Origin of the sequence: Streptomyces ureilyticus, assembly GCF_011045025.1 — a bacterium.
GTDB classification, from domain to species: domain Bacteria; phylum Actinomycetota; class Actinomycetes; order Streptomycetales; family Streptomycetaceae; genus Streptomyces; species Streptomyces ureilyticus.
Genome location: NZ_JAAKZX010000044.1, coordinates 23,855 through 41,011 on the forward strand (window position 1 = coordinate 23,855; position 17,157 = coordinate 41,011).

Consider the following 17,157-nt stretch of genomic DNA (forward strand, 5'->3'; position numbering starts at 1 on the left):
CAGGCTGGGCCCATGACCAGCATCGACGTACAGGACCTCACCAAGGTGTACGGCACCACACGCGCCGTGGACCACCTCACCTTCCACGTGGAACCCGGCCGCGTCACCGGCTTCCTCGGCCCCAACGGCGCCGGAAAATCCACCACCCTGCGGCTCGTACTCGGCCTGGACCGGCCGACGTCCGGCACCGCCACCATCGGCGGCCGCGCCTACGCGACGCTCGACGAGCCGCTGCGCCACGTCGGCGCCCTGCTCGACGCCCAGGCGGCGCACGGCGCGCGCACCGCGCGGGACCATCTGCGCGTGCTCGCCGCGAGCAACCGCCTCCCGGAGCGTCGCGCGGACGAGGTCCTGGAAGAAGCGGGGCTCGCCTCGGTCGCCCGCCGTCGCGTCCGGACGTACTCCCTCGGCATGCGTCAGCGACTGGGCATCGCCGCCGCGCTCCTGGGCGACCCGCCGGTGGTCCTGCTCGACGAGCCGTCGAACGGGCTCGACCCCGAAGGCATCATCTGGATCCGGGAGTTGCTGCGCCGACTCGCCCGCGAGGGCCGCGCCGTGCTCGTCTCCAGCCACCTGATGAACGAGACCGCGTCCTTCGCCGACCACCTCGTCGTCCTGGGCCGCGGGCGCCTGCTCGCCGACATGCCGATGCGGGAGTTCATCGACGCGCGCGTGCAGCCACGCGTACGCGTGCGCACCACCGACGGCGCCGCGCTTCGGGAGCTGCTCGCCCGGCACGGATACGACGCCGTGGAGGGTGCGGACGAACGGTGGATCGTGCACCACGCGCGCGTGGACGACATCGGCCGCCTCACCTCGGGCACGGGAGTGCCCATCCTGGAACTCGCCGCGGAGGAGGGCACGTTGGAGCAGGCCTACCTCGATCTGACCGCCACGGAGGCCGAGTTCGCCGCCCAAACCTCAAAGACATCGAACCAGCCGCAGGAGGCCTGACCGTGCCGTTCACACCCGTACTCCACTCGGAGTGGCTCAAGATCCGTACGCTGCGGTCCCTCGTCGTCGGACTGGCAGCCGTAGTACTCGTCACCGCGGCCTTCTCCGCGATCGCCGGGCTGGACGCCTCCTCGGACGAATCCTCGGGCGAGGACTTCGACCCCTTGTTCTCGGCGTTCTTCGGCGTCAGTTTCGGGCAGATCGCGGCGATCGCCTTCGGCGCACAGGCTGTGTCGTCGGAGTTCCAGGGCGGTGCGCTGCGGGTCTCGCTGGCCGCGGTGCCCCATCGGGGCCGGTGGTTCGCGGCGAAGGCGACAGCGATCGGCGTACCGGCCCTCGCTGTTGGGCTGGTCACCGGGTTCGTGAGTCTGGCCGTGGGCAAGGCAGTCCTCGGCGACCAGGCCAGCGGACTTTCGGCGGCCGAAGGGCTGCGCGGCGCCGTGGGCTGCGGCGTCTACCTCGCCCTCATGGCCCTGCTGGCCGCCGGCCTGACGGCCCTGCTGCGCAGCGGAGTCGCCACGCTGAGCATCCTGATCCCGTTCCTGCTCATCGTGTCGTTCGTCGTCGGGGGAGTGTCCGGCGGAGTTGCCGACTTCCTGCCGGACAAGGCGGGCCAGGTGGTCTTCCACGAGACGTCCGACGGTGCGCTCGGCCCCTGGAGCGGGTTGGCGGTGACCGCGCTGTGGGCCGCGGCCGCGCTGGCGGCGGGGGCTTGGAGCGTACGGCGCCGGGACGCTTGAGCAGCGGCTGAGTCGCGGCTGACGGACCACCAAATGTCAGTGCCGCAGGGTTTACTGGATCTCATGACCCTCGCGCAGCAACTCGCCACGATAGACGAGCTGTGCTCCCGACCCTTTCCCACGGAGCACGGCCGGTCGGACGTCGGCACCGCAGGACCTGGGTTCCACATGGCCGAGTTGGCGACGAGCGACGACTTCTGGGAGGACGACGGGACGGAGCGGGAGGAGACTGCCGTGCAGTACGAAGCGGACAGGGACGGCCTCTCCGAGCGGCTGACCGATCGCTGGGGTGTGCCGCAGAAATTCCCGCTGTGGAGCATCCAGGAGCGTGCCATGGGTGGCGAGGACATACCTGAGCCGTGGGGCTCGCTCAGCTCTCATGTGCAGGACGTGCACTCGTGGAGGTACGAGGAGACCGGCCGCTGGGTTGTTCTCGGTGTGTCCCAGTGGGACAAGGAGCTGCCGTTCCAACTCCTCGCCGTGGTCACCGAGATAGATCCACCGTGACCCGCTAAGTCTGGGCAGCAGCCGCCCGCAACCGCCCGAACTCCTCCGCCATCGTCGCCGCCGTCCAATGCGCGTTCAGCCCGCTGGGATTCGGCAGCACCCACACGCGCGTGTCACCGATCGTCCGCTCCTGCGGCCCTACCTGAGCCCTGCGGTCGTCGAAGGCCACCCGGTACGCGGTGACGCCCACCACCGCAAGCCAGCGTGGACGCAGACGCTCCACCTTCCGGCTCAGCAGCCGACCGCCCTCCCGGTACTCCTCCGCGCTCAGCTCGTCGGCGCGCGCGGAGGCCCGCGCCACCACGTTCGTGATGCCGAGCCCGTACGAGAGCAACTCGCCCTGCTCCGAAGGCTTCAGCAGCCGAGGTGTGAAACCGGAGAGGTGCAGGACCGGCCAGAAGCGGTTGCCCGGGCGGGCGAAATGGTGGCCCGTCGCGGCCGTCATGAGCCCGGGGTTGATGCCGCAGAACAGAACGCGGAGGCCGTCCGCGACGACATCCGGCACCAGCCGGTCGCGGGCGGCCTCCAGTTCCGCAGGGGTGAAGCGGGTCAGAGGATCGCCCCCGGCGCGTAACCCGCCGCCTCCGGGTGCTGCTTGACGATCTCCTCGATCCGGCCGACGACCGCGGCAACCTGGTCGGCGGCGGCCCCCGTGAAGGACAGCTTGTCGGCCATCAGCGCGGCGAGCTCCGCACGGTCCAGCGGAAGGCGGTCGTCGGCGGCCAGCTTGTCGAGCAGTTCGTTGCGCTCGGCGCCCTGCTCGCGCATCGCGAGAGCGGACGCGACGGCGTTCTCCTTGATGGCCTCGTGCGCGACCTCCCGGCCGACACCGGCGCGTACGGCACCCATCAGGACCTTCGTCGTCGCGAGGAACGGCAGATAGCGGTCCAGCTCACGCGCGACGACCGCCGGGAAGGCGCCGAACTCGTCGAGGACGGTGAGGAACGTCTCCAGCAGGCCGTCCAGTGCGAAGAAGGCGTCGGGCAGCGCGACGCGGCGTACGACCGAGCAGGAGACGTCGCCCTCGTTCCACTGGTCGCCCGCGAGCTCGCCGGTCATCGAGGCGTAGCCGCGCAGGATCACCATCAGGCCGTTGACGCGCTCGCAGGAGCGGGTGTTCATCTTGTGCGGCATCGCCGAGGAGCCGACCTGACCCGGCTTGAAGCCCTCGGTCACCAGCTCGTGCCCGGCCATCAGACGGATCGTCTTCGCCAGCGAGGACGGAGCCGCGGCCACCTGCACCAGGGCGGTGACGACCTCGTAGTCGAGCGAGCGCGGGTAGACCTGGCCGACGGAAGTGAAAGCCTGCGAGAAGCCGAGGTGCCGGGCGATGCGCTGCTCCAGCTCGGCGAGCTTCGCCGCGTCGCCGCCCAGCAGGTCGAGCATGTCCTGGGCCGTGCCCACCGGGCCCTTGATACCGCGCAGCGGGTAACGGGCGAGCAGCTCCTCGACCCGGCCGTACGCGACGAGCAGCTCGTCGGCGGCGGTCGCGAAGCGCTTGCCGAGGGTGGTGGCCTGCGCGGCGACGTTGTGCGAGCGGCCCGCCATGACGAGCTCGCCGTACTCACCGGCCAGCTTGCCGAGCCGCGCCAGGACCGCCACCGTACGGTCGCGCATCAGCTCCAGCGAGAGGCGGATCTGCAGCTGCTCGACGTTCTCCGTGAGGTCACGCGAGGTCATGCCCTTGTGGACGTGCTCATGCCCGGCGAGATCATTGAACTCCTCGATCCGCGCCTTCACATCGTGCCGCGTGACCTTCTCGCGCTCGGAGATCGAGGCCAGGTCGACCTGGTCGAGCACGCGCTCATAGTCGGCGAGCGCGGCATCCGGCACCTCGATCCCGAGATCCTTCTGGGCCCGCAGCACAGCGAGCCAGAGCTGACGCTCCAGCTTCACCTTCTGCTCGGGGGACCACAGGACGGCGAGCTCGGCCGAGGCATAGCGGCCGGCGAGGACGTTCGGGATACGGGGCTTTGCGGGCGCGGGAGTCACGTGGCCTGATTCTACTGGCGGTTCCCGCAGGCCAGCGCCACGGGGTTGTTCGTCGGAAGCTACAAGCGCGGTCCGAGACCGCTCAGGACGCGTCGGCCAGCTCCGCCAGGATGTCGGCGTGGCACAGCTCCGGCGCGCACCAGCAGGCCAGCGTCTTGCCGCGCAGTTCGGGCACCAGGTCGAGGAGATCGGGGCGTTCGAGGAGGTACGCCCGGTACTTGGCCATCACCTCGGGACGGGTGCCGTCGTGCTTCTTCTTGGCGGTGTCCGGGAGGAACGGATTGTTGAGCGGGTGCTCGGGAAGGTCCCAGCCGCCCCTGGTCCAGCGGCGGCCGACGTAGACGAGGTCCACGGGGGCGTTCTCCAGCCGGGGCCCGAATTCCTGGATATGGCCCTTGAGGTTGATCACGGTGGTGGTCACTCGAGACTCCCTTCGCGCCGCCGGACGACGCTTCCGATCATCCGACGCGACGGCGACCCACGCCACCGGCCCCTCGTACGCCCACGCCACGAGCCCTTCGTAGGCCCACGTCACCCGGCAGTTCGTACGCGTACGCCGCCACCCCTTCGTACGTCTACAACTCCGGGCCCGCGTACGGCAGCAGCTCCGGCCGCTTGGCCGGACGACCGTCCCCCGAAGACCGCCCCGTAAGCCGCCGCCCGATCCAAGGCAACAGGTACTGCCGCGCGAACCGCACGTCGGCGGCCCGGCGGGCGCCCCACCCGGGCGGCGCGCTCGCGGGCAACGGCGTGCGCCACTCGACGTCCTGCGCCTCATAGCCGAGTGTCTGCCACAAAGCCTCCGCGACGCGGCGGTGACCGTCGGCTGTCAGGTGCAGGCGGTCCACGTCCCACATGCGCGGGTCGGCGAGTGACGGGGCGCCGTAGAGGTCGACCACGAGTGCGCCGTGCCGGGACGCGAGGTCGTCGACGCAGGTGAACAGCTCCTCCATGCGCGGGCGGAACCGTTCCAGGACCGGGCCCTGGCGGCCGGGGCTGCGCATCAGCACGAGCTGCTTGCAGGACGGGGCGAGCCGCTCGACGGCCTCCTCCAGGAGCCCGCGTACCCGCCCCATGTCGCACTTGGGGCGCAGCGTGTCGTTCAGCCCGCCCACCAGCGTGATCAGGTTCGGCTGCATGGCCGCCGCCACGTCCACCTGCTCGGCCACGATCTGCCCGATCAGCTTGCCGCGCACGGCGAGGTTGGCGTACCGGAAGCCTGGCGTCCGAGCGGCGATCCGCCCTGCCAGCAGGTCGGCCCAACCCCGATACGAGCCGTCGGGCAGCCGGTCCGACATGCCCTCGGTGAAGGAGTCGCCGACCGCGACGAAACTGGTGTAGGTGGCATTCGTCTCCATGGCGGAAGCGATGGTATCCCGCACACATACCCACCGGTCTGCCACCCACGGGCAGGTACCGGTACGTGCGGGAATGTGCCGGTACGTGCAGGCACGTACCGGCACTCACCTCACGCCGGCTGCCCGAACAATTCCCGCAGCACGTCCTCCATCGTCACCAGCCCCGCCAGCAGCCCGTCGTCGCCGGACACCGCCGCCAGATGCGTACGACTGCGACGCATCGCCGTGAGCACGTCGTCCAACGGTGTGCTTTCCCGGACGCGGGCGATCGAGCGCATGTCCGCGACCCGGAACGGGAGGTCGCGTGGCATCGCGTCCAGCGCGTCCTTGACGTGGAGGTAGCCGACGATGTGGCGGCCGTCGTCCACGACGGGGAAGCGGGAGAAGCCGGACTCGGCGGACAGGGCCTCCAACTGCTCGGGCGAGACGCCCACGCGCGCGTAGACGACGCGTTCCAGTGGGAGGACGACATCCCGCACGGGCCGCCGGCCCAGCTCCAGGGCGTCGTGCAGCCGTTCCTGGGCCCGGTCGTCGATCAGGCCCGCGGCGCTGGAGTCCTGGACGAGGCGGGCGAGTTCGTCGTCCGAGAAGGTCGCGGTCACCTCGTCCCGCACCTCGACGCGCATCAGCTTCAGCAGCGCGTTCGCGAAGGCGTTGATCGTGAAGATCACCGGACGCAGTGCCCGGGACAGCGCGACCAGCGGCGGGCCGAGCAGCAGTGCCGTGCGCACCGGTTCAGCGAGCGCGATGTTCTTCGGGACCATCTCGCCGAGGAGCATGTGCAGATATGTCGCCAAGGTCAGCGCGATCACGAACGAGATCACGTGCCCGGCGCCCTCCGGCACCCCCACCGCGTGGAACACCGGCTCCAGCAGATGCTCGATCGCGGGCTCCGCGACCACACCCAGAACCAACGTGCACAGCGTGATGCCGAGCTGCGCGGCGGCCATCAGCGCGGAAACGTGCTTCAGACCCCACAGCACGCTCCGCGCCCGCCGGTCGCCCTGTTCGGCGTAGGGCTCAATTTGGCTGCGGCGTACGGAGATCAGCGCGAACTCGGCGCCCACGAAGAACGCGTTCACGACGAGCGTCGCCAGACCGATCAGCAGCTGTACGGCGGTCACAGCGTCCCCTCCTCATCAACGAGCGGCAGCGGCGCGTGCAGCAGCACCCGCGCGGCCCGATGCCCCGATGCGTCCGTCACTTCGAGCCGCCAGCCGACGACGTCCACGGTGTCGTCGGCCACGGGTATGCGGCCGAGTTCGGCCGCGACGAGCCCGGCCAGCGTCTCGTACGGCCCCTCGGGCACCCGCAGCCCGACCCGCGCGAGCTGGTCGGTGCGGGCCGCGCCGTCGGCGGAGTACAGCGCCCGGCCGTCGTCGTCCTTGCCGGCCTGGGCCAGGTCGGGCACTTCGTGCGGATCGTGCTCGTCCCGCACCTCGCCGACGACCTCCTCGACGATGTCCTCCAGGGTGGCGACCCCGGCGGTGCCGCCGTACTCGTCGATGACGACGGCCATCGTCCGCTTCCCGGACATCCGGTCCAGGAGCCGGTCGACGGTCAGCGACTCCGGTACGAGAAGGGGTTCGCGCATCAGCTGTGCGACGGAGCTGCGGCTACGGCGCTCGGCGGGCACCGCCAGTACGTCCTTGATGTGCGCGACGCCCACGACCGAATCGAGGTTGCCGCGGTAGACGGGGAAGCGCGAAAGACCGGTCGCCCGCGTCGCATTCGCCACGTCCTCGCAGGTCGCCTGCACGTCCAGGGCGATGACCTGGACGCGGGGCGTCATCACGTTCTCGGCGGTCAGGTCCGCGAGGTTCAGCGTCCGTACGAACAGCTCGGCGGTGTCGGCCTCCAGCGCGCCCTCCTTCGCGGAGTGCCGGGCCAGGGCCATCAGCTCCTGGGGCCCACGGGCCGAGGCCAGCTCCTCGGTGGGCTCGACACCGAAGCGGCGTACGACTCGGTTCGCGGTGTTGTTGAGATGGGTGATGAACGGCCGGAACAGCGTGCTGAACCAGCGCTGCGGCGTCGCCACCTTCTTGGCCACCGACAGCGGGGAGGAGATCGCCCAGTTCTTGGGCACGAGCTCGCCGACGACCATCAGGAACACCGTCGACAGCGCCGTACCGATGACCAGCGCGGTCGAAGAGGCCACCGACGGGCCCATGCCGACCGCCTCCAGCGGACCCGCGATCAGCTTGGCGATGGATGGCTCGGCGAGCATGCCGACGATCAAGTTGGTGACGGTGATGCCGAGTTGCGCGCCGGACAGCTGGAAGGTCAGATTCCGTACGGCCTTGAGGGCGCCCGGGGCACCGACCTCACCGCGCTCGGCGGCTCGTTCCAGCTCGCTGCGCTCGACCGTGGTCAGCGAGAACTCGGCGGCGACGAACGCGCCGCAGGCCAGGGAGAGCAGAACGGCCACGCCGAGGAGGAGCACTTCGGTCATCGGGTCACCTCCGTCCCATGGTCGGACAGAGGGCTGGGGATCGCACGATGCCCGCACGGCGCAAGGCCGCGCGGGCTGCCGGGACTGGGAGGCTCGCCCATGGGCGGACGCTCACACCTTTCCTAGAGAAGAAGACCAGATCCTCACATAGTAAAGGCTCAGCAAAGTGTCCTGTACGCCGGTCAGGCGCCGAGCGGCTTCACCCACCGCCGCCACTGCTCCTCGGGCGTGTACCCCGCCGCCCGCCACGCATGGTGCGCGGTCTCGTTGCGCCGCAGCACCATCGCGCCGCCCGCCGAGCCGTACGAACCGTTCCTCCGCGGCGGCCAGCAGCGCCGAGCCGATGCCGAGGCGACGGCGGTCCGGATGCACGGCGAGCCGGTACAGATGGCAGCGCCAGCCGTCGAGTCTTGGCTGCTCACAAAGATCCGCGCATCCGGCCGCGTGCCTGCAGCGGTTTGACCCAGCGTCGCCAGTGGTCCTCGCGATGGTAGCCGCCGGCGGTCCAGGTGTGGTGGGCCTGTTCGTTGGCTTCCAGGACCATGGCGTCGACGCGTCGCCCGCCCAGGGCGGCGAAGCGTTGTTCGGCGGCTTCCAGCAGGGCGGTTGCGATGCCTTCCCGACGGCAGTCGGGGTGTACGGCCAGTCGGTAGGCGGAGCATCGCCATCCGTCGAAGCCGGCTATGACGGTCCCGGTGAGCAGGCCGTCGCGTTCTGCGAGGAGCAGGGCTTCGGGGTCTCGTGTGATGAGTCGGGCCACTCCGTCGTGGTCGTCGCTGATGCTCGTTCCTTCCGCGGCGTCGCGCCAGAACTGCAGCACGGAATCGATGTCCGAGAGGGTGGCGCAGCGGATGTGAAGATCGCTCATGGGGTGAGCCAAGCAGAGCGCTCGCCTGTCTGGCGAACGGGTTTTCCCTGCCGGGAATCGAGAGGGGGACAGGCTTGGTTCCGAGTTTCCGCAAGCCGCGAGCCCGTCGGCCGAACCCTCGTGCCTCACGGGTTCACCGGGGTGAGAACACCTGTTCAGGGGGCGCGTCACCGAGTCGGACCGTGCCCTGCGAAGCCTGCCGCCGTTTCCGACCGACAGCGCCCTCGGTGATCCGGCCACGGTGATCCTCGTCTTCGGCACCCGGCCGGGTCGCGCACGCGCCGGTGGCACGGCGGGATCGGAGGAGGCGCGGCCACCGCCGTGCTCCCGGTGTTCCAGAAGGCCGCGGCCACCAACCTGAGCGACGGTGAGTAATGCCCGGTCTGTTCGGGGGCTCAGAGCCGGCCAGTGATCGCCTGGAGGCCGATACCGGCGCCGCCGACGGCGGCCCACAGGATCGCGCCCAGCAGCAGGGGGCGCGGGCCGGCCTCGCGCAGCTGCGAGAACTTCAGGGACAGACCGATCCCTGACAGGGCCAGGGTGATCAGAAACGTGCTGATCATTGGTAGTACAGACTGCCATGAGGCAGGGATGCCGTCATATGTGGCGACGGCTGACGCGGTAAGGAAACCGACGACGAACACGGGGAAGGCGCGCCATATTCGCTTGCCCGTGCTCTCGTCCTGCCGGACGTCCCGGGCTCTCCGGCCAAAGGACTGCCACAGCACCAGGGCTGCGCAGATTGGCACGATCATGAGACTGCGGGTCAGTTTGACCACTACCGCGTACTGTCCGGCCTCGGTTCCGTAGCTGTAGGAGGTGGCGACGACCGAGGACGTGTCGTTGATCGCGGTGCCGCTCCACAGCCCGAACGCTTCCTGTGACATCCCGAGAAGATGGCCCACCGGAGGGAACAGGACAACCGCGGCGATGTTGAAGGCGAAGATGGTGCCGAGGGAGTAAGCGACCCGGGCCTGAGCGGCGCCGACGGCGGCGGTTACCGCGGCGATCGCCGAGGCTCCGCAGATGCCCGTGCCGACTCCGATCAGCAGTCTCGTCTCACGGTGGATCCCCAGCAGTCCGCCGACGGCCCAGGCGCCGAGCAGAGCCACGGCCAGCGTGCCCAGCATGACGGGGAGCGACCCCAAGCCGACTCTCAACACGGCGCCAAGAGGAAGCCCTGCCCCGAGCACGATGACGGACACCTGCAGGACCTGTCTGCCCACGACCGCGAACCCGGGGCGCAGACGCTCGGCCGTTGTGGGTCGGGCGATCCGTCTCAGCAGGGCTCCGGCAAGAGCACCCACCACGATCCCGAACACCGGGCCGCCCACGGCCGGGAGGAGACGGCCCAGCCAGGCGGCCGGCAGCGCGACTGCCACCGCCACCGCCAGTCCCGGCAGTACCGCACCCGACGCGCGCCCTGCGCGCCTCGTACCGGCGAGCACGCGTGGCAGCGGCTTGACCGGCAGGGCGTGGGACGATTCCATGACGTCTCCCTTCCTGTGTCCGTTTCCTGCATCGTTTTCTGCGTCCGTGTGCGATTCGCGCTTGATTCGTATGACGACCCGCAATGCACGATGGCCGCGTCCTGCCGTCCGCGGTAGAGACCCGTTTCCGAGGAGGTCATAAGCAGTGCTGATGGGTCTTCCGCCGGGGACACCGGAACTCAAAGTGCTGGACTTGCTGGTCTCCGTCGCTCAGACCGGCAGTCTCGGCCGGGCCGCCGCGCGGCACGGGATGAGCCAGCCGGCGGCGAGCATGCGGATCACGGCCCTGGAGCGGCAGCTGCGGCTGGTACTGCTCGAACGTGGCCCCACCGGGTCACGCCTCACCCCGGCCGGGACCGCTGTCGTGGACTGGGCGCTGCCGGTGCTCGACGCGGCCCGGGCGCTGGTCAGTGGCGTCGCCGCGCTCCACGCGGATCAGCAGGGCCGGCTGCGGATCGCCGCGTCGATGACCATCGCGGATCACCGGGTGCCGGGATGGCTGATGGCCTTGCGCACCAGACTTCCCGAGGTCAGGGTCGCTTTGCGCGTCGGCAACTCGTCACAGGTCGCCGACATGGTGCGGGACCGTGAGGCCGACCTCGGCTTCGTCGAGGGTCCGCACGCGCCACACGGTCTCCGTAGCCGTACCGTCGCCGACGACGAGCTGGTCGTGGTGGTCGCGCCGGGGCACCCGTGGGCCAGACGCAGACAGCCGCTGCCTCTGCGGACGCTGGCGGCGACTCCCCTGATCGTGCGCGAACAGGGCTCGGGCACGCGCGACGCCGTATGGGAAGTCCTCTGCCGTTACGCGGGCACCACCGTCCTCCCGCATGCTGTCGACACCTCCTCTCCTCCTGTGTCTTCGGTCCGGACCTCTCCTGCCAGGGCTTCGGGGAGCGCCGTCGAAGGTATCCCCACCCGGCCGGAAAACCGTGCCGAACCGGCGCCGCCCGCGGCGGAACTGGGTTCCACCACCGCCATCAAGTCGGCTGTGTCCGCGGGCGACGCACCCGCCGTGCTGAGCCGTCTCGCCGTATCTGCCGAACTCGATGACCGGCGGCTGATCAGTGTGCCGCTGGAGGAACCCGCCCTGCTGCGACGGCGGTTCCGGGCCGTCTGGCTGCAGGAGACGCCTCCGGTGGGGCCGACGGCCACACTGCTGACTCTGGTCTCCCGCAGATAGCGGGCAGGGGCACAAGCCCGGCCGTGCGCGACGAGCATCGGAGCGCCTCGGGAGGCCCCGCTGTCATCACGCACGAGGCCGTGCCCTGCGGTCCGAGGCTCCCTGCCCGGGACACGGAGGCGTCGACCGCCGGCCCACCAGAACCGCTGCACACCTGGTGCCCGTAAGCCCCACCGCTGCTCAGAGCCCTGGCGGTACCGGCTCGCTCATGTCTGTCCTCCCAGGTCAGCAGGGTGCGGGAGGGTGAAGAGGCTGGCGTAACCGGTGCGTAATTCCGGCAACCGGTCGGCGTAACACGTCGTCCCCAGCATTCCGGCCATGACAGGGATCATCGCTGGTGGCAGAGGTTCAGGTAGCCGTGTCGCACCGGTGCGGCGGATTCGGGACGTACTGCGCACCCGCATTCTCACGGGCGTATACGGAACCCGGCCGCTGCCCTCCGAGGCGGCGCTGGCCGCTGAACTGGGCGCCAGCCGCAACGTCGTCCGGGACGTCCTCGCGCTGCTGCGCATGGAGGGCCTGATCGACCGGATCCCCGGCGTTGGAACGTTCGTCGTGTCGGGAAAGGCCGTGCAGGGACTGGATCGGCTGCGCGGACTCGCGGAGAGCTTCGACACCGGCTGCGACCGTGTGGTCAACCAGGTGCTGCTGGCGGACACCGTGCCCGCCACACCCACTGTGGCAGAGCGCCTTGAAGTCGCACCGGGCACCGAGGTGATCGCCCTGGAGCGGGTTCGGATGCTCGACGACCAGCCCCTGTCACTGGACGCCAGCTACCTTCCCGCGGACATCGGCCGACCCCTGCTGGAGATGGACCTCGCGCGGCACGACGTCTTCGGGCTGATCGAGGGCGAACTGGGCCTGTGTCTGGGCGCGGCCGCGCTGTCCATCGAGGCGATCGCCGCCGACCGCACAGTCGCCGGGCTGCTGCGGGTGCCCGACGGCTTTCCCCTGTTGTTCCTCGAACGGCTGACATACACGGACGCGGGCCGGCCGATCGATCTCGAGTTCGTCCGCTTCCGCGGCGACCGGATGTCCCTGGCTGCCTGGCTTCACCGCACCCCCGACCCGCTCTCGAACCACCCTTCCTCCGAAAGGGGCTGACTTCCGTGCAGATCCCACCTCAGTCACAGCGGCGCGAATATGCCTGCGACGTCCTCATCGTCGGCGGGGGCACCGCCGGAACAATGGCGGCCCTGACCGCGGCCGCGAACGGCGCCGACGTGCTGCTGCTGGAGAAGGCGCACGTGCGTCACTCCGGAGCCCTGGCCATGGGCATGGACGGGGTGAACAACGCAGTCGTTCCGGGTAAGGCCACCCCCGAGGACTACGTCGCCGACATCACCCTCGCCAACGACGGCATCGTCAACCAGCGCACCATCTACGAGACCGCGACCCGCGGCTTCGGCATGGTGCAGCGGCTGGAGGGCTACGGCGTCAAGTTCGAGAAGGACGAACACAACGAGTACGCCGTGCGCAAGGTGCACCGCTCGGGCAGCTATGTGCTGCCCATGCCGGAGGGCCGCGACGTCAAGAAGGTCCTGTACCGCACGCTGCGCGCCCGCCATGTGCGATCCCGGGTCACGATCGAGAACCGGATCATGCCGGTGCGGGTCCTCACCGTGGACGGCCGGGCGGTCGGCGCGGTGGGATTCGACACCCGGTCCGGGGAGTTCGTCACCATCTCGGCCGGGGCGGTGATCCTGGCCGCCGGGGCCTGCGGCCGCCTGGGCCTCCCGGCCAGCGGTTATCTGTACGGCACGTACGAGAACCCCACCAATGCCGGCGACGGCTACGCGATGGCGTACCACGCGGGCGCGGAACTGTCCGGCATCGAGTGCTTCCAGATCAACCCGCTCATCAAGGACTACAACGGGCCGGCGTGCGCGTACGTCGCCAATCCCTTCGGGGGCTACACGGTCAACGCCGACGGGAACCGGTTCGTCGACTGCGACTACTGGTCCGGCCAGATGATGGCCGAGGTCAAGCGTGAACTGGACAGCGCCCGCGGCCCCATCTACCTCAAGCTCAGCCATCTGCCGGACGCCACGATCAATCAGATCGAGGGCATCCTGCACACCACCGAGCGGCCCACCCGCGGCACCTTCCACGAAGGCCGGGGCCACGACTACCGCACCCGTGACATCGAGATGCACGTCTCGGAGATCGGGCTGTGCAGCGGCCACTCCGCCTCCGGCGTCTGGGTCGACGAGCACGCCGCCACCACCGTGCCGGGCCTGTACGCGGCCGGAGACATGGCCTGCGTACCGCACAACTACATGATCGGCGCCTTCGTCTACGGGGACATCGCCGGCGAGCACGCCACCGCCTTCGCCACCTCCGCCGGCCGCCCCGCACTGCCCGAGGACCAGATCACGGCGGCGCACGAACTGATCTACCGGCCGCTGTCCCATCCGGACGGACCGCCTCAGCCGCAGGTGGAGTACAAGCTTCGCCGCTTCGTCAACGACTACCTCCAGCCGCCCAAGACAGAGCGTTACCTGACCCTCGGTCTGGAGGCGTTCGGGCGGATGAGCCGCGAGATCGCCGGTATGGGGGCCCGCACTCCCCATGAGCTGATGCGCTGCGCCGAGGTCACCTTCATCCGGGACTGCGCCGAGATGGCCGCGCGTGCCTCACTGGCCCGTACGGAGAGCCGCTGGGGCCTCTACCACCAGCGCGCCGACTGGCCGGAGCAGGATGACGCCAACTGGTTCCGTCATCTGAACCTGCGCAAGCGCCAAGCGGAAGAGGCCGGTGGGAGCGGGGAGATGGAGACGCTGACCCGGCCGATAGCACCGTATATCGTGCCGGTTCCCGGTTTCACTCGCCCGGACGGGGTGCCGGACGTGCCCGCCCCGGCCGGTGCCGACCTGGCGGCGGTGTGGGGATGACCGGCAGCGCGCCCGCGCAGGGCGGCCCCCACCGCATCGTGGCGCTCCTCGAACTCGCCGATGAGGCGCCGACCATGGTGGAACTGGCGGAGTTCCTCACCGACACCGACCCCGGTGTACGCCGCACCGCGTTGACCGTGCTCAGTGAGGCCGCCGAATCCTGGGAGGAGCCATCGGCGGTCTTCGCCGCAGCTCTACTGGACCCCGCGGAACCGGTTCGCCGCGCCGCCATCGAACTGCTCAGCGAACTGCGCGAAGTGCTGGTGCCCGGCGAGGATTTCACGCGGTCGCTGCGCGAGGCGTGCGGGCATCCCGACGCGGATGTCCGGTCCGCCGCCGTGGTCGCCTTGTGGCGTCATCGGCTTTGTGGCATCGAGGAGTTGACCGCACTGCTGTCCGACCCCGACGAGTCCGTGCGCTGCGAGATCGTTCTCGGACTCGTCTCCCTGGACGCCCTCGACGCGCTGGCGGACACCGCGGACGACCCGGCCGCCGCGGTACGTCTCGCCGTGGCCCGAGGGCTGGCCGCCGTCGGAGACCCGCGAGGCGCCGCCACCCTGATACGCCTCGCCGAGGATGCCGACGTCCTGGTCCGGGCGGCCGCTCTGTCCGCCATGGCGCACACCGGCTGTACCGAGCAGGCGGCGGCCCTGGCCCGTACGGCACTGGCCGATCCCGCCTGGCAGATCAGGCAGGGGGCGGCGGCCGCACTGGCGGTGGCGGATCCCCAGGAGGCGGCCGCCCCGCTGATCGCCGCGACCCAGGACACCAACCTTGACGTACGCAAGGCCGCCGTCCGCGCCCTCGGGGGTCTGTCGGCGGGCCGCCCGGAGGTCCGGGCCGCGCTCGAGGCAGCCGTTGCCGACGTGGACGCCGATGTCCGCGCCTTCGCCCGTATGGGCCTGACCGACGCACGTACCGACCTCACCGAAACCCCGCCCACCGACACCGCACAGGCTGAAGGAGACCACTGATGGCGCAAGCGTCCAACCGGGTCGACGTACCCGTCACCATCGACGAATCCAAATGCATCGACGGATGCACCCTCTGCGTGGACATGTGCCCGCTGGACTCACTGGCCATCCATCCCGAGACCGGCAAGGCGTACATGCACGTCGACGAGTGCTGGTACTGCGGTCCCTGCGCGGCCCGTTGCCCGGTCGACGCGGTCACGGTCGACATCCCCTTCCTGCTGCGGTGAGTGGAGCCTGACATGTACCCCTTTCCGCACCCCGTCCCACGGCTCTCGCTCCCGCCGGGGTCTCGCCGCGGCCGGCCATTGCTCGCCGCGCTCTCAGTACTGGTGCTCGGCGCCAGTGCCTGCGGTACCGACACCTCGGCCGGCTCCTCGACCGTGGTGGTCAACATCGGGTACCAGTCCAAGACCATCAACACCGTCACCGCCGGCACCCTGCTGCGCGACCGCGGCACATTCGAGCGCAAGCTGAACGCCATCGGCAAGTCCAAAGGAGTGCGCTACAAGGTCGTCTGGCAGGACTTCCCCTCGGGGCCCCCACTGACCGCCCAGATGATCGCCGGCAAGGTGGACATCGGCTCCATGGGCGACTATCCGGTCCTCGTCAACGGCTCGAAGACCGCCGAGTTCCCCGACTCCAGGTCGGAGCTGGTCGCGGTCACCGGCTACAACCTGCGTGGATCGCTCAACCAGGTCGTCGTGCCGAAGGATTCCTCGGCACAGAAGCTGACCGATCTGCGCGGCAAGGTGCTGTCCACGAGTGTCGGTTCGGCCGCACACGGAATGCTCGTGAACGCTCTGCGGAAGAACGGGCTGAGCCCGGACGACGTCAAGCTGCTCAACCAGGAACCGGCGGTCGGCGCCTCGGCGCTGGAGGGCGAACAGGTCGCCGCGCTGTCACAGTTCGTGCCCTGGCCGCAGCTGATGGTGTTCCGGAAGCAGGGCAGGCTGCTCTACGACGGCGGATCCAACGGCGTCCCGACGTTCCACGCCGTCGTCTCCCGCAAGGCGTACGCCGACGATCACCCCGAAGTGATGCGGGCCTTCCTGGAGTCGGTCCGCGACACCGCGGACCACCTCAACAAGAATCCGCTGGCCGCCGCTCAGCAGGTCGCCAAGGTCACGGGTATCGAACCCGAGGTGGTCTACCTCTACAACGGGCCCAGTGGCCTGGTGACCTTCGACCCGACCATCAAGCCCCAGCTGGTCGACGCGCTCTCCGAGGACCTGCCCTTCCTCAAGGACCTCGGCTCGGTCAAGGACCTGGACCTGGATACGTTCGTCAACGACAGCTACCTGCGCGAGATCTACGGCTCCTCGTACGACGCCGCCAGTAAGAGCACCATGTCCCCGAGCATGCTGAGCGGCCAAGACCCGGTCTGCCACGAGCCCGTCAAGGATCCGCGCACCGCCTCGGAAGTGTGGTTCACCGGCCGGAAGTCGACCGGGGTCGCGGCGACCCCCACCTGCCTGCTGCGGCAGATCGCCGCCTATGACGGGGACGTACGCGCCGCCTACGTACCGGACGCCAAGCACGGGACCCGGATGTTCGCATCCGCCGCGACCTGGGTGCTGGACCCCGAACGGTCCGCGAACTCCCGGCTGCTGCCGTTCGCGGTCGCCGCGGACGCGGATGCCTATCTGGCGGACCACTCCGGCGCCCGCAAGCTCGGCTACGAGTCGGCACTGGAGGATTCGTGAGCCGGCGGCAGTCGCAGCACCCGCACATATCGCAGAGCTGAG

General features: G+C 69.8%; 16 protein-coding genes and 1 pseudogene. 8 read left to right on the forward strand and 9 right to left on the reverse strand.

The genetic code is table 11. The features are described from left to right. Positions 1–12: 12 nt before the first annotated feature. The 3 genes from G6048_RS16440 (at position 13) to G6048_RS16450 (ending at position 2,201) form a co-directional block, all read left to right on the forward strand. Positions 13–954 carry an ABC transporter ATP-binding protein gene (locus G6048_RS16440; protein WP_165340285.1) on the forward strand — a complete coding sequence of 314 codons (942 nt, stop codon included), beginning with the start codon at positions 13–15 and terminating at the stop codon, positions 952–954. 2 nt (positions 955–956) lie between these two features. Then, positions 957–1,694, forward strand: a complete 738-nt coding sequence (locus tag G6048_RS16445; RefSeq protein WP_165340286.1) for an ABC transporter permease subunit — start codon at positions 957–959, stop codon at positions 1,692–1,694. Between the two features lie 63 nt (positions 1,695–1,757). Beyond that, a complete protein-coding gene (locus tag G6048_RS16450; RefSeq protein WP_165340287.1) occupies positions 1,758–2,201 on the forward strand; it encodes a hypothetical protein in 444 nt (147 codons plus the stop codon). Between the two features lie 4 nt (positions 2,202–2,205). Here G6048_RS16450 and mug read toward each other — a convergent pair whose 3' ends face one another. From mug to G6048_RS16495, 9 genes are all read right to left on the reverse strand, one after another. Continuing rightward, positions 2,206–2,754 (reverse strand): G/U mismatch-specific DNA glycosylase, encoded by a 549-nt coding sequence (gene mug / locus G6048_RS16455; protein ID WP_165340308.1) that lies wholly within the window; start codon positions 2,752–2,754, stop codon positions 2,206–2,208. After that, positions 2,751–4,193, reverse strand: coding sequence for an adenylosuccinate lyase (gene purB, locus G6048_RS16460; protein ID WP_165340288.1), 1,443 nt, complete (start codon positions 4,191–4,193; stop codon positions 2,751–2,753). Before purB ends, mug begins: the two co-directional genes overlap by 4 nt. An 82-nt stretch (positions 4,194–4,275) precedes the next feature. After that, positions 4,276–4,614 (reverse strand): DUF4326 domain-containing protein, encoded by a 339-nt coding sequence (locus tag G6048_RS16465; RefSeq protein WP_165340289.1) that lies wholly within the window; start codon positions 4,612–4,614, stop codon positions 4,276–4,278. A 154-nt stretch (positions 4,615–4,768) separates the two neighbouring features. Then, on the reverse strand, positions 4,769–5,551 hold the full coding sequence (locus G6048_RS16470) for an SGNH/GDSL hydrolase family protein (RefSeq protein ID WP_165340290.1): 783 nt from the start codon (positions 5,549–5,551) through the stop codon (positions 4,769–4,771). Between the two features lie 110 nt (positions 5,552–5,661). Next, complete coding sequence (locus G6048_RS16475) at positions 5,662–6,675, reverse strand: hemolysin family protein (protein WP_165340291.1); 1,014 nt, start codon at positions 6,673–6,675, stop codon at positions 5,662–5,664. Then, positions 6,672–8,003: a hemolysin family protein gene (locus G6048_RS16480; RefSeq protein WP_165340292.1), complete on the reverse strand. Its 1,332-nt coding sequence runs from the start codon at positions 8,001–8,003 to the stop codon at positions 6,672–6,674. Before G6048_RS16480 ends, G6048_RS16475 begins: the two co-directional genes overlap by 4 nt. Before the next feature lie 111 nt (positions 8,004–8,114). Beyond that, entirely contained in the window at positions 8,115–8,492 is a 378-nt protein-coding gene (locus G6048_RS51845; protein ID WP_408056140.1) for a GNAT family N-acetyltransferase, read from the reverse strand. After that, positions 8,422–8,871: a GNAT family N-acetyltransferase gene (locus G6048_RS16490; RefSeq protein ID WP_165340293.1), complete on the reverse strand. Its 450-nt coding sequence runs from the start codon at positions 8,869–8,871 to the stop codon at positions 8,422–8,424. Before G6048_RS16490 ends, G6048_RS51845 begins: the two co-directional genes overlap by 71 nt. A 395-nt stretch (positions 8,872–9,266) precedes the next feature. Beyond that, positions 9,267–10,361, reverse strand: coding sequence for a YeiH family protein (locus G6048_RS16495; protein WP_165340294.1), 1,095 nt, complete (start codon positions 10,359–10,361; stop codon positions 9,267–9,269). A 151-nt stretch (positions 10,362–10,512) separates the two neighbouring features. On the opposite strand from G6048_RS16495, the gene G6048_RS16500 reads away from it, so the two are divergent. The 5 genes and pseudogenes from G6048_RS16500 (at position 10,513) to G6048_RS16520 (ending at position 17,115) form a co-directional block, all read left to right on the forward strand. Continuing rightward, on the forward strand, positions 10,513–11,544 hold the full coding sequence (locus tag G6048_RS16500; protein ID WP_165340295.1) for a LysR family transcriptional regulator: 1,032 nt from the start codon (positions 10,513–10,515) through the stop codon (positions 11,542–11,544). 318 nt (positions 11,545–11,862) lie between these two features. Then, positions 11,863–12,648, forward strand: a complete 786-nt coding sequence (locus G6048_RS16505; RefSeq protein ID WP_165340296.1) for a GntR family transcriptional regulator — start codon at positions 11,863–11,865, stop codon at positions 12,646–12,648. 5 nt (positions 12,649–12,653) lie between these two features. Beyond that, positions 12,654–15,412, forward strand: a pseudogene (locus G6048_RS51850) (fumarate reductase/succinate dehydrogenase flavoprotein subunit). Next, entirely contained in the window at positions 15,412–15,639 is a 228-nt protein-coding gene (locus tag G6048_RS16515; protein WP_067022061.1) for a 4Fe-4S dicluster domain-containing protein, read from the forward strand. Before G6048_RS51850 ends, G6048_RS16515 begins: the two are co-directional and overlap by 1 nt. A gap of 12 nt (positions 15,640–15,651) precedes the next feature. Beyond that, positions 15,652–17,115, forward strand: a complete 1,464-nt coding sequence (locus G6048_RS16520) for an ABC transporter substrate-binding protein (protein WP_165340297.1) — start codon at positions 15,652–15,654, stop codon at positions 17,113–17,115. Positions 17,116–17,157: the final 42 nt, after the last annotated feature.